The organism is Idiomarina fontislapidosi (genome assembly GCF_003226255.1).
In the GTDB taxonomy this organism is placed as follows: domain Bacteria; phylum Pseudomonadota; class Gammaproteobacteria; order Enterobacterales; family Alteromonadaceae; genus Idiomarina; species Idiomarina fontislapidosi.
This window is the reverse complement of record NZ_QJST01000005.1, coordinates 129497-150988: the sequence shown is the minus strand read 5'-3', so window position 1 is coordinate 150988 and position 21492 is coordinate 129497. Positions and strand designations below refer to the sequence as shown.

The window sequence follows — 21492 nt, the reverse complement described above, 5'->3', positions numbered from 1 at the left end:
AAGACCAATGAACGAAAAACGTTTAACCCATCTCAAGGCACTTGAGAACGAGTCGATTCAAATCTTCCGCGAGGTTGCGGCTGAATTTGATAACCCCGTGATGCTGTATTCAGTTGGAAAGGATTCTTCAGTGCTATTGCACTTGGCGCGTAAGGCGTTCTATCCCGGTAAGATTCCGTTTCCACTGATGCACGTAAACACCACGTGGAAATTTAAAGAGATGATCGAGTTCCGCGATCGCATGGCAAAAGAATACGACTTTGAGTTGATTGAATACATCAACCAAGAAGGCGTGGATGCCGGCGTTGGTCCGTTCTCTCATGGCAGTGCTAAACATACCGACATCATGAAAACACAGGCGCTTAAACAAGCGTTGAATAAATATAAATTTGATGCGGCCTTTGGTGGCGCGCGCCGCGACGAAGAAAAGTCACGCGCGAAAGAGCGTGTGTATTCCTTCCGTGATAAAAATCACCGTTGGGACCCGAAAAACCAACGCCCCGAGTTGTGGAATATCTATAACGGTAAAGTGGATAAAGGCGAGAGCATTCGCGTGTTCCCATTATCCAACTGGACCGAACTGGATATTTGGCAGTACATCTACCTTGAAAATATTCAGATTCCATCACTCTACCTGGCGAAAGAACGCCCTGTGGTTGAGCGCGATGGCACTTTGATTATGGTCGATGACGAGCGTATGCCGCTTGAGCCAGGTGAAGAACCCGAAATGAAGATGGTGCGCTTCCGTACTTTGGGCTGTTATCCGTTGACAGGGGCTGTGGAGTCGAGTGCCGCAACCTTGCCTGAAATTATTCAGGAAATGTTGCTGACCAAGACCTCTGAGCGTCAGGGCCGAGTTATCGATCATGATAGCGCGGGATCAATGGAGAAAAAGAAAATGGAAGGGTACTTCTAATGAGTCACGCATCACCCCTTATTGAACAAGACATTTTGGCTTATTTGCAGCAACACGAAAATAAAGAGCTGTTGCGTTTTATCACCTGTGGCAGCGTTGATGATGGTAAAAGTACGCTCATCGGCCGTTTGTTGCATGATAGTAAGATGATCTTTGAAGATCAGCTTGCGGCGATTACCGAAGACAGTAAGAAGTCGGGTACCCAAGGCGATCAAGTTGATCTCGCGCTATTAGTGGATGGTCTGCAATCGGAGCGTGAGCAGGGCATTACTATTGATGTTGCGTACCGTTATTTCTCGACCGATAAACGTAAGTTTATCATTGCTGATACCCCTGGCCATGAGCAATATACGCGTAACATGGCGACCGGTGCATCGACCTGTGACTTGGCTGTTATTTTGATTGATGCCAGCCAAGGCGTACAAACGCAAACCCGTCGTCACAGCTACATTTGTTCGTTGCTGGGTATTAAGCACGTCATCGTCGCCATTAATAAGATGGATTTGGTGGACTACTCGCAAGAGGTCTATAAGCAAATCCAAGACGACTATTTAAAACTCGCTGGCTCGCTTGAGATTCCGGATATTCGTTTTGTGCCTATCTCTGCGCTTAAAGGCGACAACGTCGTGAACAAGAGTGAGGCGATGGATTGGTTCCGTGGCTCAACCTTGATGGAATACCTCGAGCATGCCGAAATTGAGCGCGCGCAAGATACTGACCAGTTCCGCATGCCGGTGCAATTGGTGTGTCGTCCTAACTCCGACTTCCGCGGTTTTCAGGGCACCATCACCTCGGGCAGTGTGAAAGTCGGTGATACGGTACGTGCGTTACCGTCGGGCAAGATCAGCACCATTAAATCCATTGTGACTTTTGATGGCGAGCTGGAAGAAGCCTTTGCGCCGATGGCGGTTACCCTGACGTTAAATGACGAGATTGATATCAGCCGTGGCGATATGATCGTGCGCAAGGATAACTTGCCGCATGTTTCTAACCGTATGCGCGCAAAAGTGGTGTGGATGCATGAAAAAGCCATGGAACCACACCGCGAATACTATATTAAGTTCAACTCTAAGCTGACACGCGGCGAAGTGACTGCTGTTCATCATCAAATTGATGTGAACACCTTAAAAGAGAAAGAAGCCGGCAAGCTTGAGTTAAACGAAATTGGTTTGGTCGATGTGCATGTGCATGATCCTGTGGTGTTTGATGCCTATCAGAGCCACAAAGAGACAGGCGCGTTTGTGATTATCGATCGTATGACTAACGTCACCGTTGCGGCGGGGATGGTGGATGAAGCGCTGTCATCAGAAGAGGGTGAACGCGAGTCTACTGACTTTAGTGAGTTCGAGCTTGAGCTGAACGCTTTAATCCGTAAGCACTTCCCACATTGGGGTGCGAAGGATTTGCGCAACCTTTAATATCAGAAGAGACGCGCAACTATGGGTAATACCCTGGGATTGATCACACTGCTGGTTGTGATGGTCTGTTTATTGGTTCGCTACCAAACGCATTCGGTAACGGTGTTTGGTAGCGCCATGTTAGTGACTGTCATAGCAGGTTGGGTGAGCGCTGATGAGCTATTAGCGAATGCTGCGAACCCAGGGCTTGTCACCCTGATTATGTTAGTGCTTATCTCCTTTGCTCTCGAGAAAACCTCGTTATTGCGGCGTGTGAGCCGCTTTTTATTTACCGGCTCTGAATCTGCAAGTGTAATCCGTACTATCGGCGTCAGTGCGCTTGCTTCGTCAGTGCTAAACAACACGGCAGTCGTTGCGGCGTTACTCAACTCTGTACGCAATAACAAGCGGGTCGCAGCATCGCGGCTGCTTATTCCACTTTCATACGCCTCGATCCTCGGTGGCACTTTAACGCTTATCGGTACGTCTACGAATCTCATCGTGAACTCGATGTTCACCGATACCGGGCACCCGGGTTTTGGCTTTTTTGACTTCACGCTAGTCGGGCTTGCGGTAGTGGTGGGCGGTAGTATTACGCTGTTTATCGTAAGCCGGTGGTTGCCTAATGACGGCTGTCAGCAGAGCGATATTAAAGAGTATTATGTTGAGGCTGAGCTGGATGCCGATTCGCCGTTGGTTGGCAAACATGTTGATGATGCTGGATTACGTCATTTAGATGAGCTGTTTTTAGCCGAGATTGTCCGTAAGGGTGGGCAAGAGAACTTACGTCCTGTGGCACGTTACGATGTCTTGCAAGCGGGTGACAAACTGTTGTTTTCGGGTGACGTCACCAAAGTAAAAACCCTATCGCAATTTGAGGGCCTACGGCTGTTTGCCGATGATCACGGACTTGAGACACAAGAACTCACCGAAGTCATAGTAAAAGAAGAGTCTGTACTGATTGGAAAGACATTAAAGTCATCGGGATTTCGTGCACGCTTTGATGCGGCGGTAGTCGCCATCCGTCGCGAAGGTGAAGCGATCTCGGGTAAACTGGGTGAGGTGCAGCTGCAAGCGGGCGACTTTCTCTTACTGGCGACAGGCCCTGACTTTTCTGCGCGCACTAACATCACTAAAAACTTTTATGTGTTGAGCGGTGTTGAGCCTGATTCAATGCTCAGTGGCTGGCGCGAAAAGCTCACTCTTTGGGGTTTCTTAGGCGCAATTGCTGGCTCAGTCATAACCGGTGCATCCCTGTTTTATAGCATGCTGTTTTTATTATCTGCCTTGCTGATGACGGGTTGCTTGAATACCAACGAGATTAAACGCCGCTTTCCTATCGAAATTTGGGTGATTGTATCGAGCGCGCTGTGTTTAGCCGAGGCGATGCAGGCAACGGGAAGTGCACAGTTGCTGTCTGAGTGGGCACGGCAGACGCTAAGCGATAGTTCGCCTTATGTGCTGCTGGTGGGCGTGTTTTTGTTAACTTATCTGTTAACCGAAATAGTGACAAACAATGCCGCTGCGGCGTTAATGTTTCCCATCGCATACAGTCTTGCGACTGGCTTGGGTATTGACCCCATGCCTATCGTGCTGGGTGTTGCTTTTGCTGCTTCGGCGAGCTTTATCACCCCTTACGGATACCAAACTAATTTAATGGTATTTAACGCCAGTAATTATCGGTTGAAACACTTTGCTTTATGCGGTGTCCCTGTTGCGATTACTTATGTCATCTTAAGCCTTGTGTTCATCCCCTTAGTGTTCCCGTTTTACTAGGGGCGCGCTGGCGAGTTACTTGTCGAACGACAACCTAATATTAAAGTCCTCGTTATCGCGAGTGAGGTTAACGTTGTAGCACGGGTCGTTTTTAATTTCGGCTGACCACGTTGTTCGCATGTACTCTATTTCGCGTGCCTCGCGCGCCTGTTTTTCGGGCGTGTCATCTTTACCACGCGATTTTGATTCGTAATGGTACAGTTCGGCGTAAGGTGTCCAGATGTTGATGTACCCTAATGCTTGTACTTTTAAGCAAAAATCGACATCGTTAAACGCCACTGTAAGGTCTTGTTCGTTGAGTCCGTTTACGCGTTGATATATTTTTTTATTAACGAGTAAACATGCCGCTGTTACGGCGCTGTATTTTTGCACCGCCACTAAGCGATTCATATATCCGGGCGCATGACGTAAGAAAAACTTATGTGAGTGACCAGCAAGGCCCCACAATCCCATCACCACCCCGGCATGCTGAATGGTATTGTCATGATAGTAGAGCTTTGCGCCTACGCATCCGACATCTTCCCGTAGCGCATATTGTGCCATTTCGGTAAGCCAACCGGTGTTTATTACCTCGGTATCGTTATTAAGAAGGCAGACCCAATCGCCACTGGCGTGCGCAACGGCAAAATTATTAATCGCCGAATAATTAAAAGGCGCGTTATAGGCTAAGACTCTTACTCTTTCATCTTTGGTTATTTCGTCAAACCAAGCCAATGTGTCGGCTTCGCGACTTTGGTTATCGACAATGATGACTTCGAAATTAGTGTAGTTGGTCTTGTTTAATACGCTCTCTACGCAGGTTCGTGTGACTGCGAGTGCATCGCGGGTGGGAATAATAATACTGATCTTAGGCTGCTTGATGAGCTTAAATGACGCTTTAGTCACGCCAACCGAGTAGCCTGATTCTACCGTCACGTCTCCTAACCCTTGCTGTTGGTACCATTGCTTAACAAGTGCCTGTCGTGCTTGTGTTTGTGTGGCGTTTAACCAAATACTCTGGGTCGCTGGCAGGTGCTGTAATACCGCGCTTATATTTACAATGGTTTGCGACGATGAACGAATGTGACCGCCCACTAATAAGTTTAACAGTAGTAGGTGCGGTCGACGTTTTAGCGCTTCGTTATGACGAATAAGCTGCTTAATTACTGAGCCTTTTACCGCAAATGCCAAGTCAATATAGTCGTAACTCATAAAATAGTCTGCATCCCAGCTTGGCTTAAACTGTGGTTGGACGCGGCGCCCGTCGGCAAGGTAGTCGTGATCCCAGTAGATCACAGCCGCCTGCGGGTGAATTGTTACGGTTTCGTTGAATGCGCGATTAAATTGCCGAGCGTTGGTCACCTCATCACCGAGCGGTGTGTACCAATCCGACTCGCAGATATCATCAAGGTGTGCAAATGAATTGACTCGCACTTGATTAGATTGCGGTTGGTCTATTGCCAGTTTCGGCTCGGTATATAACCGCCAATGTTGATAAGGCTCGCACGTAATTAATTGATGGGTGAGTAGCGGTTGATATTCCTGCACTAACTTTTTAAGTGCGTGACTTGTTCCTTGCCGCTTTTGACGTGCGCGCGTTATGCGATAAATTTGCGAATGCTTTTCACCCGTGTTGGACTTTCTTTTGGCCACCGATTGCAACATAAAGAACCATGCTTTAGTGGCTGTTATCGCACGATGTTTTATCGCAAAGAGTGCTTTTTGGTTACTGAGCCCGGGGCTTTCGTCTTGCCACTCTAAAATTAAATGGCTGAGTGGATTATGGCGATAAAAGACCAGCGCTAATTTACGAGGTGATTCTTTAATCAGGGCGACGCTGGCAATATTGTCATTTTGGCGAAGGTAAAAGCTTATTTCGCCTTGCAGCTTTTTTAATGCTTCAGGTGTTTTAGCAGACACTGTGACGCGCTGCCAGCCGAGCTTTTGTGGTGCAATTGCAACGAGCTTAGCAACACCAGAAGTCAGTTTTAACTTCCAGCGTTTACTTTTTACTTCGAATTTTATAGTAGATTTAATTTTAATTCGTCTTTCCACGTTTTTATGACTTCTTGTTCAGCGCGCCAGTTATGCCTTGAAGTGGCTTGATGCGTTTTATTCTGAATATGGTAGCGAGACTGCTGGGCTGGATTATAACCAAAACCCATCGCACTTGGGCGGATGTTTGCGATTCTTTGATAATTCATCAACCAATCTAAACACGCAAATCCGGCGCTCGCAGGCGCTGCTAGCTTCTCTACACTTAACTGCCACGATGCTAATGGAATGCCTATAATCGGCACGTTAGTGTGTATGAGGTGTTGCCAGTTCTGCTGCCACCAAACCATGTTAGGTCCCGTGATGAGTATGAAACGCGCGTGCTCCGGGATAGTGCCTCGGAAACCGGGCGACATCACCCAGATATCCAATTTTTTACCGATACTTTTCGAAATATCGCTGCCATCCGTTGGAGAAAACTGGTTAAAACGAATCACTAAGTCGTGCGCGTCGATAAACTCGCCTTGGTCGGTACCGAGCAGATTAGGGCTATTGCCGACCACCACCACTGATTTCGCCTGATTAAGCTCGCTCTCGAGCGTATCGCGCCACGGTGTCTGTTGTGCGCGTAACGAAAGGGCGAACCGTCGGCTATGGGCAGGCACGCCTTGTGCCGAATGCGTATTATTTTGCAGTTCATCAGCCAGGTTATTGAGTTGGCGAATTTGATGTCGGGATAAGCCCTTTAATAAAAGTTTAACATAAGCTTGTTTTTGTAGCTTGTAAAGCAGGTGCGCTTCGCTTTTATTCAGGCTGTGACCCAGATTACGTAACATCACGGCGTACCGTAAAAACGTGCGCGCCGATTGTTTGCTCTGCCAATCGTGCTTAAATGCTTCGAGCACATGCGAGGAATAATCTCCCTCGGCGGCGGCTTTGAGCCAGTGTTGCTGTTTCATTGGTTTAACTTGCATGGGCAATAGATAGCAGATCTCGGGCATGTTGATCTGCATTATAAATGTCATTAATGAGGAAGCGATAATCGAATGCGTTTTTGCTCTTGAAACAGCGCTCAAGTGCCTTTAACCAGTCTTTGTCGCTGTTGGCGAGAATCACGCCTGCGTGCTCTAAACGCAACATATCCGGGATCGGCGTGGCAATAATTGGGCGTTGATAAAAGCCTGCTTCAATCGCCTTAAGTGCCGACTTACAGTCGTTAAAGACGGAATGTTCTAATGGTGCAATGTGCACATGCCCATCATTCACCACATGTGCATATTCACTAAATGGGCGTTTAGGCTCAAATATCAGTTGTGTTGGGTTACACTCTATACACTCTCGGATGCGCTGCTCATCGATGACACCGGTTATCTTGAGCTTGGCATTGGGGTGTTGGTTTAAAAACATCGCTAAAGGTGCGTAAACTTGCGCAAAGTCGCGATCGTGACTGCGTGTGCCTGGCAGATATTTAATGATAAACTCGTTAGGGTGCGCGGCGTTTATCTCTGCGTGCTGGCGTTGCCATGATACATGAGGTGAGTTTGGCAACAGATGCGCGTTTGCGTTTTTAACCTGTTGTTGCATCGCCTCGAGTAATGGCTGAGTGGATAAGGTAAAGGCATCAAAGTGATGCAGTGTTTTTTGGTGAGCGGCAAAGTTCTTTTGGGTTTGCTTGAGGCTCACTAGACCGTTCACGTAGCCGGGACTGAATTGCGCAAATTCGGGTGAAAATACTAAGTCATCAAAATCAGCGATTAAAAAGCTACGTCGCTTTTTTAGTCGACGGATAACGCGCCGCATGTGCCACCGTGTTCGCCAGTCGCGAATATGTGGGCGGTGGAATATAACAATATCGAAACGCTTTGCGCTGCGGGCGAGATCATGCAGGTGGATCAAGGTGACATCATGGCCTTGTGCCTCAAGCGCGAGCGCTGGGTTTTCACAGCGATAGATGAATGCAGGATCCTGTAGCATTTTGTCTTTTGCTTTGTTGCCTGCAACAAAAGCAATGGTTCGAGCGCTTTTTGACGATGGCAAAACAATGTCCTCAAACTTAGATTGATCTGCTATTTTGGTGTTCTTGCTAACAAAAGGGAAGTAAAGTTTGGAATCTCCTCAGTCGTCGCCGACATATTACACAACTTCGCGTGTCCTTAAAAATATGCCCCACCTCGCCGAGCTGCTAGGCGCGACAATTAATTACGCCGCTCCGCGGTGGTCGCGAGGAGTGACTTGCCCTGCTGAGGGCGTGTTGGCGTGGGGCTATAAACCCTCTGCCGCGAAGGCTCAGAAGTTAGCGGTTAAAACCGGCTTGCCATTAGTGCGGCTTGAGGATGCATTCTTACGTTCGGTGAAGCTTGGCTTTGAATCACCACCGCTTGGGCTCGTAGTGGATCACAGGGGTATGTACTATGACCCCAACTCAGGCTCTGATTTGTTTGCCTTGATTCCTCAAGCGTTGACCTCAAAGCAGACGGCTCGAGCCGAGGCATTAATTGAGCAATGGCGAACGGCACGGGTGTCTAAATATAACCATTGTCGATCACTGCGTGTTGACTACTCGGCTCCCTTTGTATTGGTCGTTGACCAAACTTACGGCGATGCATCGATTACTCGTGGCGGCGCAGATGCCGAACGGTTTAATGTGATGCTTCAAGACGCCAAAGCCCGCTATCCCGATCACAACGTTGTGATTAAAACGCATCCTGATGTGATATCGGGTACCAAACAAGGTCATTTTGATCCGAGCGTTCTTAAAAGTGATCCGCAGATTATATTAGAAGGGCGCTCGATACATCCGCCCGATTTGTTAGAGCGCGCTGATGCGGTGTTTTGTGTGACATCGCAGATGGGGTTTGAGGGGCTGCTATGGGGTAAACCGGTGTATACCTTTGGTATGCCGTTTTATGCGGGCTGGGGGCTCACCCAAGATTACCTTGATACACCTGCGTCGCGCTGTGCTGTCTCTCTCGCGCAACTGGTACATGCGGCATTGGTTGGGTATGCCCGTTATTGGCATCCAGAGCTTCAACAGGCGTGTGAAGTGGAGTCGTTAATTGAATGGATAGCGCGGCAACGAGATTATCGTTGTGCTTTTCCCACCCAGCTGCTCGCAGAACGCTTTCCGCGTTGGAAAAAGCCGTATATTGAACAGTATTTAGATGGCACGGACTTAACTTTTTTGCCGCGTCATGCTGAGCCTCCCGAGAATACGCCTTATGTGGGCTGGGGACGTAAGGCACAGGTAGCGCGTATTTCGGTTGAGGATGGTTTTATACGCTCGGTGGGGCTGGGGGCTGACTTAACGGCGCCTAAATCATGGGTGATTGATGACCTGGGTATGTATTACGATGCGACGCGGCCTTCGCGGTTAGAACATATCCTTGAGCATACAACCTTTAGCGAGAGCGAGCTGGCTCGCGCCCAAGCGTTACAGCACCGTTTGGTGCAAGAACAAGTGAGCAAATACAATGTGGGTGATGACACGTGGCAGCGTCCGAAATTATCAAACCGAGTGATTTTAGTGCCCGGTCAGGTTGAGTCGGATGCGTCGATTCAATTTGGTTCACCGCATTTAAAAGCCAATATTGAGCTGCTTGAGGCGGTTAGGGCTCGCAATCCTTCAGCGTATTTGGTTTACAAGCCGCACCCCGACGTTGTAGCCGGTTTGCGAAAAGCCGACCGAGCGCGACAACGACTTTATACGCTGTGTGACGCAGTTATTTTGACTGACAATATGGCGACGTTGTTGAGTAAGGTGGATGAGGTGCATACCATGACCTCGTTAACTGGGTTTGAGGCCTTGTTGCGAGATATTCCGGTAACGTGCTACGGACAACCATTTTATGCAGGTTGGGGGCTTACATCAGATATTTATCCGCCGCAAAGACGCACTCAAAAACGCACCCTGGTCGAGCTGATTGCGGCGACGCTCATTCGTTACCCTCGTTATTTAAGCCGCAAGAGTGGCGCGATATGTGAAGTCGAGCAAGCGTTGGATGAGATTGCGGAGGAGCGTATTTGGGCGCAAGATGCGAGTCATTGGGCGTCTCTACAGATAAAATTGAAGCGTATATTACTGAGAATTAAGCGATTTTAGTAAAGATGTATAAGATAATGATCATAATAAAAGGTTATTGAATGATACTTATGATTGGTGCATAGTGTTACCATACTCCATTACGTACATAGTCTTTAGAGCAAATAAGCCATTTAGCGGTTGGCTTGTGATGCAATAGTAATTTTTACACATTCATTGCAGCGACTTTAATGGAATATCCGCTATAATTGAGTAACATTTTCCGTGTGTAGCTTTGCGTTTGAGCACCTTGAGGTGATAACGCAACAAACAAAAATTAACAATGACTTGAGTTGCACCCGTTCTGTTACACATCGGTCAGTTTTAGCAAGGATTTTGAATGAGCATTGAGCATTGGCTCTCGTTGCCTGTTTGTTTCATCGTAACGGCACTTGCCATTAAGCATTTCAGACATCGCGCTCGCACTTGGGGGCTGGTTGATCACCCCAATGAGCGCAAACTTCATACCGATAAAACGCCACTTGTTGGTGGTCTCGCGATCTTTTTAGGCTTGTTATTTGCCTTTGGGGTGTGGGCGCCCGAACAAGCGACCTTCCGCTTTTTTATTCTTGCCGCCAGTTTAGTGGTTGCCGTGGGCATAGTGGATGATCGCTACGATATTAGTATTCGGATGCGTTTACTCGGGCAGGTGCTCGCAGCCACGCTGATTGTTATCTCTGGTGATGCACGCATTGATTCATTGGGTAACTTGTTGGGCAATGGAGAGATCCTATTAGGACCGCTGGCCGGCGGGTTCACTGTATTTGCCGTGGTGGGTGTGATGAACGCGTTTAACATGGTCGATGGTATTGATGGACTGCTGGGTTCATTAGTACTGGTGGCTGTAGCGGCATTTGCCGTGCTGTGTTTATCTGTGGGTAACAGTATTCTGTTTTTTGTCAGCGCGATAATTTTTGCTGCGTTAATTCCTTATTTGTACGCCAACATGAAACCCGAGGGACACAGCTGTAAAGTATTTATGGGCGACGCAGGCTCCATGCTACTCGGCTTTACGATATCTTGGCTGTTCATTATGGGCTCCCAGCCCGCGGGGCCACTCCCCCAAGTCATGGAGCCGATTACGGCACTGTTTTTTGTTGCGGTTCCGTTTTGGGATCTGCAAACGGTCGTAGCACGACGCTTAAAGCAGCGACGTAACCCATTCCGAGCCGATCGCCAACACATTCACCATCTTTACGAAAAAGCAGGCTATTCTAAACGGGTCACGTTGACCTCACTGCTGATTATCGGCAGCTTGATTGCAGGCGTCGGCATTTTCATGCAATTATTGTCGGTTTCGGAGCCTACTCGTTTGCTGGTGTTTGCCGCAATTGGCGGGGGCTTTGTTTATTTGACGAAGTTTTTAAAAGATAAAATGACTAAACAAACAAAATTACAACAGGAATAAAGGATACTGATGAAGATAGCAGTTGCCGGAACGGGGTATGTGGGTTTTTCTAATGCGGTCCTTTTAGCCAAACACCATCAAGTGACTGCGGTTGATATTGTTCAGAGCAAAGTAGACGATATTAACCAAGGGCGCTCACCTATTAAAGACCGCGATATTGATGACTTTCGTGCGCAAAATGAGCTGAACTTAACAGCCACGACGAATCCGCAAGCAGGTTATGCCGAAGCGGAATTAGTGATTATCGCGACGCCGACCGATTATGATCCCGACACCAATTATTTTAATACAAAGACTGTTGAGCAAGCGATTGCACAAGTCCGTGGGGTTAATCAGGACGCACTGATCGTGATTAAGTCGACTATCCCTGTGGGTTATACCCAGTCGCTTTGCGAACAACTCGGCGATAAGCACATTATTTTCTCGCCCGAATTTTTGCGTGAAGGCCAAGCCTTGCATGATAATTTGTACCCCTCGCGAATTGTGGTTGGCGACCGGGGTAGCAACGGTGAACTGTTTGCCAATCTGATGAAGCAGGCTGCGTTAATAAGCGATGTGCCTTGTTTATTAACCGACTCGACCGAAGCCGAGGCGATTAAACTATTTGCCAACACTTATTTAGCCATGCGTGTTGCGTATTTTAACGAGCTCGATACGTATGCCTCGACACATGGTTTGGATACTCGTCAGATTGTTGATGGCATTTGTTTGGATCCGCGTATTGGGAGTCATTACAACAATCCATCGTTTGGCTATGGTGGTTATTGTCTGCCGAAAGATACCAAGCAGTTATTGGCCAACTATGATGATGTGCCGCAGACAATGATTAAAGCGATTGTTGATGCTAATGATACCCGAAAAGATTTTATTGCGAGCGATATTCTCTCACGCAAGCCGCAACACGTTGGTATTTATCGCTTAGTGATGAAATCGGGGTCGGATAACTTCCGTGCCTCTGCAATTCAGGGCGTCATCGAGCGTTTACTCGCAAAAGGCACTCAGCTCACAATCTACGAACCTGAGTTTAAAGGTGACAAGTTTTTGAATGCCCACGTTGAAAAAGACTTTGAACGATTTAAAGCAACCTGTGATCTGATTGTCTCGAATCGCCGCGAACCGGCGCTTGAGGACTGCCGAGATAAAGTCTATACCCGAGATTTGTTTGGTTTAGATTGATCCGCTGATTTTAAGAGAAACGTTATGAATGTACTAGTCACGGGCGCAGCGGGCTACATAGGTTCGCATACCTTAATCGCGTTGCTCGAAGCCGGACATCGCGTGGTCGCGTTAGATAATCTAATTAATAGCAGCGCTGAGAGCATCAAGCGTGTTGAACATATTACGGCGGCGACGATTCCGTTTTATCAAGCGGATGTTCGCGATACTCCACAAGTAAGAGAAATACTTAACTCACACGCCATTGATGCCGTGGTTCATTTTGCCGGATTAAAAGCGGTAGGCGAGAGCGTTGAGCAACCGACAGCCTACTATTCTGCTAATGTCTACGGAAGCTTGAGTTTGGTCGAGGCAATGCATGCCGAGGGTGTCAAAACAATCGTGTTTTCATCTTCGGCGACAGTCTACGGCGAAGATGCTCCGGTGCCATATCACGAGTCGATGCCACGCGGTCGCACATCGAACCCTTATGGTACGAGTAAGGCGATGGTTGAGAAAATGCTGGAAGATATCCAGCATGCGCATCCCGACTGGTCGGTCTCTTTATTACGCTACTTTAACCCGATTGGGGCTCATCCTTCGGGTCTCATTGGCGAAGATCCCCAAGGTAAACCCAATAATCTTATGCCGTTTATTGCGCAAGTGGCTGTTGGGCGCCTACAGCAGCTGTCTATTTTTGGAAATGATTATGATACGCAGGATGGCACCTGTGAGCGCGATTACTTGCACGTTGTTGATCTCGCAGAGGGCCATAGTAAGGCGCTTATTAATGCCGCTAAACCCGGTGTTCATATTTATAACCTCGGAACGGGGGAAGGGACATCGGTGCTTGATATGGTATCAACATTTGAGCATGTTAATGGTGTGGCGATTCCGTATCAATTTGCTCCCCGTCGGGCGGGTGACTTGGCCGCATTTTGGGCGGATGCAACAAAGGCAGAACAGGAACTGGGCTGGCGCACTCAGTGCTCGTTAGAGGACATGATGCGAGACACTTGGCGTTGGCAAAAAGGTTTTCCGAATGGTTATCGAACACCTATGGAAGGTTTAAAGACGACAGAAGGGAACAGCTGATGACACAAATTAATGGCGCAGGCCTTACGTTGGATGTGGCGTTTCAGAATGAAAGTGTTGATGATCTGCTCAACACAATTAAGTTACCGGATGACTTCAAGTCGTTTCGTGAGCAGTTGATGCAGGGCACATACCTCAACCAAACTGAGCAGCGCCAAGTGGTGCATTGCTTGGAGCGGGCTGCCTCGGTCGAAGGTGAACGTGCAGCTGGGCGCGAAAAGTTTAATAACATGGTGCATCAGCTACGCGGCGGTGAATGGCTCGGCGCCACCGGCAAGCGTATTACTGCGGTGGTTAACGTAGGCGTGGGTGGTTCGGATTTAGGCCCTAATATGGGGGCCTTTGCGTTAAAGGAGTTTGATGATGGCCATTTAGAGGGCGAGCATGCGTTAGATGTGCATTTCGTATCTTCTATGGATGGTGGCCAGTTATATGCGGTGTTACCGATCATTGATCCTGAGACGACCGTGTTTATTGTAGCGTCTAAGAGTTTTGGGACAATCGATACGTTCGCGAATATTGATACGGTTCGGGCGTGGGTTAAACAACATTTTTCTGAGCAGGATTGGCTAGAACACCATGTGATTGGTGTGTCATCAAACCAGCAGAAGATGCTTGATTATGGTATTCCGCTGCCTCATCAGCTGCCCTTCGATGAAGGCGTTGGTGGTCGCTTTTCGCTTTGGTCACCGATTGGTTTGAGTATTGCGTTGAGCTGTGGGTTGCATACATTTGAGCGTATGTTGGCGGGGGCACGAGCGATGGATGAACATTTTGCCACGGCACCCGACCATGAAAATATCCCGGTGCTGATGGCGTTATTCGGTGTCTATAACCGAGAGCAACTGGGCATCAATAACCTTGCAGTGCTGCCTTATGACGGTCGTTTGCGTATGTTGCCGAATTATCTTCAGCAGCTTGATATGGAAAGTAACGGCAAGCAGGCAACAGCAGATAATAGAGCGATTGATTATGCTACCGGACCGATCATTTGGGGCGGTTTTGGTCCCAATGGTCAACACGCGTTTTTCCAACATTTACATCAAGGCTTTGATCCATTTGCCGCTGATTTTGTGTTGGTACTCGAGCGGGACGCGCCTGGGTTCTCGCACCAGGTTGCAGATAAACTCGCTGAGCAACAGCAGCTCTCGGTTGCTAACTGCCTGGCGCATCGCCAATTGATGAAGTTTGGTGATACGAACACTGAGTCACCGCGTGACCATTATCCAGGCGGTCACCCATCGAACTTACTCATGATGCAACAGCTGACACCAGAGACCTTTGGCGCCCTAATTGCTGCATACGAGCACAAGGTGTTTACTCAAGGCATTTATTGGCAACTGAACTCGTTTGACCAACCCGGTGTTGAGAAAGGTAAAAAATGTGCCATTGATATACTGGCGGCGTTGAACTCTAATGACGCGCCTCAGTTTGATGCATCGACCAACGACATTATTAAAAAGGCGCGTAATGGACACTAATATTGTTTGGCATCAAGCGGCGGTTTCGCACCACGAACGTTGTGAACAAAAAGGGCACCAGCCGGCTATCTTGTGGTTTACGGGGTTGAGTGGTTCGGGTAAGTCGACCATCGCTAATGCCGTTGACCGCATGTTATTTGAGCGTGGCTGCCATACCTATTTATTGGATGGTGATAACGTGCGCCACGGCCTAAACAAAGATTTAGGTTTTGATGATGACTCACGTATCGAGAATATTCGCCGTATTACTGAGGTGGCTAATTTGTTTGCCGATGCGGGGCTTTTGGTGAGTACTGCATTCATCTCGCCCTTTGTGTCAGATCGTGCACACGCACGTGAGCTGGCGGGTGACCGTTTTATTGAGGTATACGTTGATACACCGTTGGAAATTTGCGAGCAACGGGATCCTAAAGGCCTGTATAAAAAGGCACGTAAAGGCGAAATCCCTCATTTCACCGGAATCTCATCGCCTTACGAGGCGCCGGAAGCGGCGGAAGTTCACCTAAAAACAGCCGACATGTCGATCGAAGCTGCAGCGACACAGGTTGTCGACTACCTTACTGTGAATGGCTTTATACCGAATCAATAATTAGCAAGGAATGTTATGTTCAAGAACGATTTACTCTCTATCGCCCGTGAAGCAGGGGCGGCGATTATGGATATTTACCAGAACGATGATTTTGGTGTTGAAGCAAAAAGTGATGACAGTCCGTTAACCAAAGCTGATTTAGCCGCTCATCGGGTTATTGTTAACGGGTTAAACAATCTTGAAACCGCGTATCCAATTATTTCTGAAGAAAGCTGCGATATTTCTTGGACGCAACGCAAGAACTGGCATCGCTACTGGTTAGTTGATCCATTAGACGGAACCAAAGAGTTTATTAAGCGTAATGGTGAGTTCACCGTTAATATTGCGCTGATTGAGCATGGTGAACCGATTATTGGTGTGGTGTACGCACCGGCTAAAGATGACATGTATTATGGCGAGCGCGATTGCGGCGCGGAGCTTAATGGTGAGGCGATCTCGGTCGCCAAAGATGAGCCTGAGACCTTACGTGTTGTTGGTTCGCGTTCCCACCCTTCTGAAGAGACGATTGCCTGGTTAGAACAACAAGGTAAGCCCTATGAGTTAGTGCCGATGGGCAGCTCGTTGAAGATTTGTTTGGTTGCTGAGGGTAAAGCAGACGTGTATCCGCGCTTGGGACCGACCAGTGAATGGGATACCGGAGCCGCTCATGCAGTGCTTAATGCCGCGGGGGGAATTGTTACTGAAGTTGATGGTAGTCCACTCAAATATAATCAGAAGGAATCGTTCTTGAATCCTTATTTCATCGCTAAATCAGTAACTTAAGATAAAGACTACTCCGTTAACATCGCTTTGTTAACGGAGTGTTTACAAACTGTTACATTTTGTTGGTTTTTCTTGTTACCAAATTTTAACAAATTCATGTAGCATCGGGTGTCTGGGTAAAAACATAACAATGAGGTTCCCATGACAACCAAATCTTTTAAGCTGGCCACCCTGTCAGCAGCTGTAATGTTCGGTCTGACTGCCTGTGGTGGCGATGATGACACTAATTACGCACCTGAAGTCAGTGGCGATAATGTCGCCGTTGCTCAGCAGTGGTCGCCGGTTTCCGGTTCTGTGACCGCTACTGATGCGAATAATGACAGTCTTACGTATAGCGCAAGAGTTGTTGTTCCAGAGGATTCTGAAACCCCCGGAACGGTTTCTATCGACAGTAGCGGTCACTTCACTTATTTCCCTATCACGATGGATCCTGCCACCATCGAAATTTCTGTAAGCGACGGTGAAGCAACCACTACTGCTCAAGTAATGATTGAGAGCGTTGAAGGTGATCCGCTGGCTACGCAGCAGTGGCACTTACGTAACACTGGACAGCTGGCTTATGCACAAAGCCAAGCCTTCTTCGATTTCTTGATCAACAGTTTCGGTTACACTGAAGAACAAGCGTATGAGCTGTTCCAAGATGCGACCGTTTCTCAAGCCGGTAACGACATGAATATCGCTGAGGCCCATGCACAAGGCGCATTTGGTCAAGGCATGATCGTCGGTGTTGTAGACTCAGGCTTAGAACTCAATCACCCTGATTTGCGTGCCAATATCGCGGCGAATAAATCACTGAACCTGATCAGTGGCGCTACAAACAAAGGCGACCCGACGAGCTCAAGTGTGATGGGTGACCACGGTACGTCTGTCGGTGGCTTAATTGCAGCGGCTGCGAACAACGGCCTGGGTGGTCGTGGTGTAGCGCCTCAGGCCCACATTTTTGGTGTGAACTTCCTTGGTGGAGGGGACACACAAACCACTTTAAATCGCGGTTTGAGCCATGGTATCCCGGGTAGTGGTATCAGCGAAAACGATCCTATCATCGCTTACAACCGCAGCTATGGTATTTCGGTTCCATTCGCTTTGGCATGGTCAGCGACTGATGAGTCATTTGCGACTTATACCATGCTTGGCTTGCGTGGTGGCTTAGGTGCCGTGAACGTTAAGTCTTCAGGTAACGCGTTTAATGATACCGGTAGTGCGGGCTATTTCTCAGACATCTGTGATGCAACGGGCGCTACTGAACTCGGCTTAAGTTGTATTAATGGTAACTTTGACCCAAGCAACGGTAGCTTCTTCAACGTGTCTGTTGCGGCGGTGAATGCCGATGGCACGCACACCAGCTACTCAACTGCAGGCTCAAACGTATTCGTATCAGCGCCGGCGGGTGAATATGGTGAAATCGAACCTGCGATGATCACGACTGACCAATCAACCTGTTTACAGGGTTATTCAAGCTTCCCTTATGGTGATTCACTTGATGGCCAAGTCGGTGTCCCTGGTTACTACGCAGGCATCCAGTCGTTTAACGCACCGGGTCACCCAGACAACGTATCGTGTGATTACACCAGTACCTTTAACGGTACATCATCTGCTGCGCCGAACGCGTCGGGTGTTGTGGCATTGATTGGTTCTGCGAATCCTGACCTGAGCGCACGTGAAATTCGCCATATCTTGGCGAGCACGGCAACGGTTATTGATGCAGACGATCCAGGTGCAGTGCTGACAGTCGGCGAAGGCGAGTTTGTTGCTGATGCAGGCTGGGTTGAAAACGCAGCAGGTTATAACTTTAACCTGAAATACGGCTTTGGTCGCGTAAATGCGGGTGATGCTGTCGCTATGGCAAAAGAAATGACTGCAGGCGCTTTGGGTCCATTATTGACCTCAAACTGGGTTGACGTTTCTCCAGAAGCACCGGTTGAAGTGCCAGATAACGATCCGACGGGTGCCTCTTACAGCTTCGAAATGGAAGCCGGTATGACACTTGAAGGCTTGGAATTCCAATTAACCGTTGCTAACGATGACTTCGCAGGTTGTGCTTTATCAACAGCGGGTAACGACTTGGCCGTTGAGGTGACTTCACCAGCGGGCACTACCACACAACTGTTGACCGGTCGCCAAGCCATTAACGTGGGTGCGGACGGTTTCTGTAGTCAGTATATTCTAGAAGATACACGCTTCTTAGCGAATGCGTTCTACGGTGAAGATGTTGCAGGTACTTGGACTATCCGTTTAGTCGATACCAATGGCGAAGACTTAATTGCTGATGGTCGTGCGGTAGGCGGTGTATTTGGCGACACGTTCGCTAACAACACGACACCTTCACGTCTGGAAGCTGTTTCAGTCCGTGCATTTGGTCACGAATAATAGAGCGCTAGGAGATTATTATGAATAAGGTATTTTTAATTGCAGCAGTCGCTCTGGGTGTAGCATCGACCAGTGCTATGGCACAGGATGATGGTAAATTGCCACACCGTTCTAAGGCGGAAGCGCCTGCCAAAGCATTTAACGTAGGTAATGATTACAAAACCTATCGTTTTACTAAGCTGCCTGAGGGCGCTGACCCAGTGCTTAAAGGTCGCAGCGATGCATTACTTGCTGGCACAGAAATGACCAATAGTGTGACTGGTAAGCCAGCTTTTGTATCTGGTGTTATTTCAGTACTGATGAACACCTATGATGCAGACAGCGTTGCGAATCAGCTTGGATTAACAGTTGAGCGCGTGTACCCGCGTTTAGACTTAGTACTTTTCAAGGCCGCGGAAGGCACTGAAATGCTGTCGTTACGCGAATCCATTAAGGCAGTTGAGGGCGTTAATGGTGCAGACATTGAAATCGTCGAAGAACGCATGACGGCAGATGTATTGAGATAATGTGACAACAACACTGTACAGCGGCTCATAGAGTTTTCCCTGGTGTTTTGAGTGGCTATACATACATTTGTCATATTTTCTCTGCTAAGATTGGCCCCATTATTCGTTAATGGGGCCATTTTTGTATGAAGCGTTCTATTTTAACTGCCGCGCTGGCATTATCTTTCTCTGCAGGTTCTGTATCTGCTCTCGCAAACGATCACAGTGATGATCCAAACATCATCTATATTATCGGTGATGGCATGGGCTTTGAGTATATCAGTGCTTATCGCTATGCGATGTCGGATCTTGAGACGCACACTGTTGCACCGATTGAGTTTGATGCGATGCTTACGGGTGCTGCGACTACCTATCCTGAGGATAAGACATGGGTCACTGACTCTGCCGCTGGCGCGACCGCGTTAGCGACGGGCGAAAAAACCTATAATGGCGCGATTGCGGTCGACAACGATAAGCATCCGCTCAAAACCATTATGGAAATGGCGAAAGAAAACGGCTGGGCAACGGGCGCTGTCTCTACTTCGCAAGTTAACCACGCGACACCCGCATCGTTTTTCAATCACCATCCTTCACGTTATGAGTATAACGAGATCGCTGACTTGATCGCTGAGCAGGTGGTCAATGGCAAACCTTCGTTTGATGTCTTGCTAGGCGGCGGACGCAGCTACTTTGAGCGTGATGATAAGAACTGGTTTGAGATCCTGCCTGACTATGGCCTGACCATCACCACTGATTTGAACGCTTTAGATGAAATTGACGAGACCCCTGTGTTGGGCGCGTTTGCACCCAAAGGTCTACCATTTGCGATTGACGGTGATGTAGATGCCTTAGCAAAAATGACCGATGCGGCGCTGCGTTTGCTCGAGCCAAAAGAGGGCTCATTTGCGTTGATGATTGAAGGCAGTGAGATTGACTGGTGTGGTCACGCGAATGATATCGCCTGTGCGATTCACGAAATGGACGGCCTGAACCGTGCGCTTGAAGTGGTTCGTGATTTCCAACAAAAGCACCCTAACACCTTGGTTGTGATGACCGCTGACCACTCGACTGGTGGCTTAACACTGGGTCGTGATGGTGATTATGCGTGGTATTCGGACCGTGTGATGAAGATTGAATCGTCAATTAGCGCAATGGTGTCAGATTTACTCGAGATGGATTCTGACAAGTGGGCTACCTATGTTGCTGACAAGGTCAACTATGAGCTCACTGAAGAGTATGTTGATGAGCTCATGGCTGCGGCTGATGAGAATGAAGAAGACCGCAAAGACGCATTGCATGATGCCTTAGTGTACATTACGGGTGACATCACTGGCACTGGCTGGACATCAAGTGGTCACACGGGTGTTGATGTTCCCGTGTTTGCGCGCGGTCCTCAGAGCGAAGCATTCCGTGGTTACATGGATAATACCGATATTGCTAAAGCACTGATTAACATCGTGAAGTAAGGGCTGTTAAACACCCCAATATAAAGCCGCGCATGCGTTGAGTATGTGCGGTTTTTTTGTAAATAATTGCTATATAGACTTGCAAATGAGAACCGTTCGTATTTAAATGGGTTATCCGTTGAGAGGGGGTGACTATGAACGTGTTCCAACAGCAAGAATTACTATACCAACAATTGCGTCAAGGCTCGGGATATTTAAAACGTGCCCAGTGGCAACATGCATACTCAATACTCAATGATGCGCAAGCAACAGCACTTGAGTTGTCCAATATCAATTGGTTTGCTAGCAACGCACAGCAGCACTATGCCACGGCCGTCATGCTGACTTGTGGTGCCTATGTGCATTTAGATGAGTTCGATAAGGCAAGCGCACTGATTCAAACCGCAACCCGGCAATTTGATAACTGGCTTAGCAACAGTTCAGTGAGTGAGACGCGCACTACGTTGTATGCGTGTCGTGCACAGCTCATTAAGGCGTGTCGGCATGTACATCAAGTTGCCGCGCTCCAGATACAAAAAAGCCGCACCTAAATCGTGCGGCTTT

17 protein-coding genes are annotated in these 21492 nt (G+C 48.2%); 14 read left to right on the top strand and 3 right to left on the bottom strand.

Features of this window, described 5'->3' with window-relative positions; translation table 11 throughout:
- Positions 1-7 precede the first annotated feature (7 nt).
- From cysD to DFP83_RS07410, 3 genes are read left to right on the top strand one after another with little or no spacing between them, the layout of a single operon-like run.
- Positions 8-916, top strand: coding sequence for a sulfate adenylyltransferase subunit CysD (gene cysD / locus DFP83_RS07420; RefSeq protein ID WP_110574394.1), 909 nt, complete (start codon positions 8-10; stop codon positions 914-916).
- Positions 916-2334, top strand: a complete 1419-nt coding sequence (cysN, locus tag DFP83_RS07415; RefSeq protein ID WP_110574392.1) for a sulfate adenylyltransferase subunit CysN — start codon at positions 916-918, stop codon at positions 2332-2334. Before cysD ends, cysN begins: the two co-directional genes overlap by 1 nt.
- A 21-nt stretch (positions 2335-2355) precedes the next feature.
- The gene (locus tag DFP83_RS07410; RefSeq protein ID WP_110574390.1) at positions 2356-4089 is read left to right on the top strand and encodes an SLC13 family permease; all 1734 of its coding nucleotides are present in this window, start codon (positions 2356-2358) and stop codon (positions 4087-4089) included.
- Between the two features lie 15 nt (positions 4090-4104).
- Here DFP83_RS07410 and DFP83_RS07405 read toward each other — a convergent pair whose 3' ends face one another.
- Genes DFP83_RS07405 through DFP83_RS07395 form a run of 3 tightly spaced genes read right to left on the bottom strand, consistent with a single transcriptional unit; the run spans position 4105 to position 8100 of the window.
- Positions 4105-6123, bottom strand: a complete 2019-nt coding sequence (locus tag DFP83_RS07405) for a glycosyltransferase family 2 protein (protein WP_110574388.1) — start codon at positions 6121-6123, stop codon at positions 4105-4107.
- On the bottom strand, positions 6090-7022 hold the full coding sequence (locus DFP83_RS07400; RefSeq protein ID WP_157981536.1) for a glycosyltransferase family 29 protein: 933 nt from the start codon (positions 7020-7022) through the stop codon (positions 6090-6092). Before DFP83_RS07400 ends, DFP83_RS07405 begins: the two co-directional genes overlap by 34 nt.
- A 4-nt stretch (positions 7023-7026) precedes the next feature.
- Positions 7027-8100: a glycosyltransferase family protein gene (locus DFP83_RS07395; protein WP_110574384.1), complete on the bottom strand. Its 1074-nt coding sequence runs from the start codon at positions 8098-8100 to the stop codon at positions 7027-7029.
- Positions 8101-8167: 67 nt separating this feature from the next.
- On the opposite strand from DFP83_RS07395, the gene DFP83_RS07390 reads away from it, so the two are divergent.
- The 11 genes from DFP83_RS07390 (at position 8168) to DFP83_RS07340 (ending at position 21479) form a co-directional block, all read left to right on the top strand.
- The gene (locus DFP83_RS07390) at positions 8168-10162 is read left to right on the top strand and encodes a capsular polysaccharide biosynthesis protein (protein ID WP_126753151.1); all 1995 of its coding nucleotides are present in this window, start codon (positions 8168-8170) and stop codon (positions 10160-10162) included.
- A 319-nt stretch (positions 10163-10481) separates the two neighbouring features.
- A complete protein-coding gene (locus DFP83_RS07385; RefSeq protein WP_110574380.1) occupies positions 10482-11549 on the top strand; it encodes an undecaprenyl/decaprenyl-phosphate alpha-N-acetylglucosaminyl 1-phosphate transferase in 1068 nt (355 codons plus the stop codon).
- Between the two features lie 9 nt (positions 11550-11558).
- Complete coding sequence (locus DFP83_RS07380; RefSeq protein WP_110574378.1) at positions 11559-12725, top strand: nucleotide sugar dehydrogenase; 1167 nt, start codon at positions 11559-11561, stop codon at positions 12723-12725.
- 24 nt (positions 12726-12749) lie between these two features.
- Positions 12750-13799, top strand: a complete 1050-nt coding sequence (galE, locus tag DFP83_RS07375) for a UDP-glucose 4-epimerase GalE (protein ID WP_110574376.1) — start codon at positions 12750-12752, stop codon at positions 13797-13799.
- Positions 13799-15280 (top strand): glucose-6-phosphate isomerase, encoded by a 1482-nt coding sequence (gene pgi, locus DFP83_RS07370; RefSeq protein WP_110574374.1) that lies wholly within the window; start codon positions 13799-13801, stop codon positions 15278-15280. Before galE ends, pgi begins: the two co-directional genes overlap by 1 nt.
- Complete coding sequence (cysC, locus tag DFP83_RS07365; protein ID WP_110574372.1) at positions 15270-15869, top strand: adenylyl-sulfate kinase; 600 nt, start codon at positions 15270-15272, stop codon at positions 15867-15869. The genes pgi and cysC overlap by 11 nt, the downstream gene beginning before the upstream one ends.
- 15 nt (positions 15870-15884) lie before the next feature.
- Positions 15885-16631: a 3'(2'),5'-bisphosphate nucleotidase CysQ gene (gene cysQ, locus DFP83_RS07360; RefSeq protein ID WP_110574370.1), complete on the top strand. Its 747-nt coding sequence runs from the start codon at positions 15885-15887 to the stop codon at positions 16629-16631.
- 141 nt (positions 16632-16772) lie between these two features.
- Entirely contained in the window at positions 16773-18998 is a 2226-nt protein-coding gene (locus DFP83_RS07355; RefSeq protein ID WP_110574368.1) for a S8 family serine peptidase, read from the top strand.
- 20 nt (positions 18999-19018) lie between these two features.
- Complete coding sequence (locus DFP83_RS07350) at positions 19019-19504, top strand: hypothetical protein (RefSeq protein WP_110574367.1); 486 nt, start codon at positions 19019-19021, stop codon at positions 19502-19504.
- A 125-nt stretch (positions 19505-19629) separates the two neighbouring features.
- Positions 19630-20949 carry an alkaline phosphatase gene (locus DFP83_RS07345; RefSeq protein WP_110574366.1) on the top strand — a complete coding sequence of 440 codons (1320 nt, stop codon included), beginning with the start codon at positions 19630-19632 and terminating at the stop codon, positions 20947-20949.
- A 134-nt stretch (positions 20950-21083) separates the two neighbouring features.
- Positions 21084-21479 carry a hypothetical protein gene (locus tag DFP83_RS07340; protein WP_110574365.1) on the top strand — a complete coding sequence of 132 codons (396 nt, stop codon included), beginning with the start codon at positions 21084-21086 and terminating at the stop codon, positions 21477-21479.
- Positions 21480-21492: the final 13 nt, after the last annotated feature.

What these genes read in the sequence shown, in the direction of transcription:
- DFP83_RS07355 (WP_110574368.1), top strand. Translation starts at nt 16,773, where the DNA reads ATGACAACCAAATCTTTTAAGCTGGCCACCCTGTCAGCAGCTGTAATG.
- galE (WP_110574376.1), top strand. Translation starts at nt 12,750, where the DNA reads ATGAATGTACTAGTCACGGGCGCAGCGGGCTACATAGGTTCGCATACC.
- cysN (WP_110574392.1), top strand. Translation starts at nt 916, where the DNA reads ATGAGTCACGCATCACCCCTTATTGAACAAGACATTTTGGCTTATTTG.
- DFP83_RS07385 (WP_110574380.1), top strand. Translation starts at nt 10,482, where the DNA reads ATGAGCATTGAGCATTGGCTCTCGTTGCCTGTTTGTTTCATCGTAACG.
- cysQ (WP_110574370.1), top strand. Translation starts at nt 15,885, where the DNA reads ATGTTCAAGAACGATTTACTCTCTATCGCCCGTGAAGCAGGGGCGGCG.
- DFP83_RS07350 (WP_110574367.1), top strand. Translation starts at nt 19,019, where the DNA reads ATGAATAAGGTATTTTTAATTGCAGCAGTCGCTCTGGGTGTAGCATCG.
- DFP83_RS07345 (WP_110574366.1), top strand. Translation starts at nt 19,630, where the DNA reads ATGAAGCGTTCTATTTTAACTGCCGCGCTGGCATTATCTTTCTCTGCA.
- DFP83_RS07410 (WP_110574390.1), top strand. Translation starts at nt 2,356, where the DNA reads ATGGGTAATACCCTGGGATTGATCACACTGCTGGTTGTGATGGTCTGT.
- DFP83_RS07380 (WP_110574378.1), top strand. Translation starts at nt 11,559, where the DNA reads ATGAAGATAGCAGTTGCCGGAACGGGGTATGTGGGTTTTTCTAATGCG.
- cysD (WP_110574394.1), top strand. Translation starts at nt 8, where the DNA reads ATGAACGAAAAACGTTTAACCCATCTCAAGGCACTTGAGAACGAGTCG.
- DFP83_RS07400 (WP_157981536.1), bottom strand. Translation starts at nt 7,022, where the DNA reads ATGAAACAGCAACACTGGCTCAAAGCCGCCGCCGAGGGAGATTATTCC.
- cysC (WP_110574372.1), top strand. Translation starts at nt 15,270, where the DNA reads ATGGACACTAATATTGTTTGGCATCAAGCGGCGGTTTCGCACCACGAA.
- DFP83_RS07340 (WP_110574365.1), top strand. Translation starts at nt 21,084, where the DNA reads ATGAACGTGTTCCAACAGCAAGAATTACTATACCAACAATTGCGTCAA.
- pgi (WP_110574374.1), top strand. Translation starts at nt 13,799, where the DNA reads ATGACACAAATTAATGGCGCAGGCCTTACGTTGGATGTGGCGTTTCAG.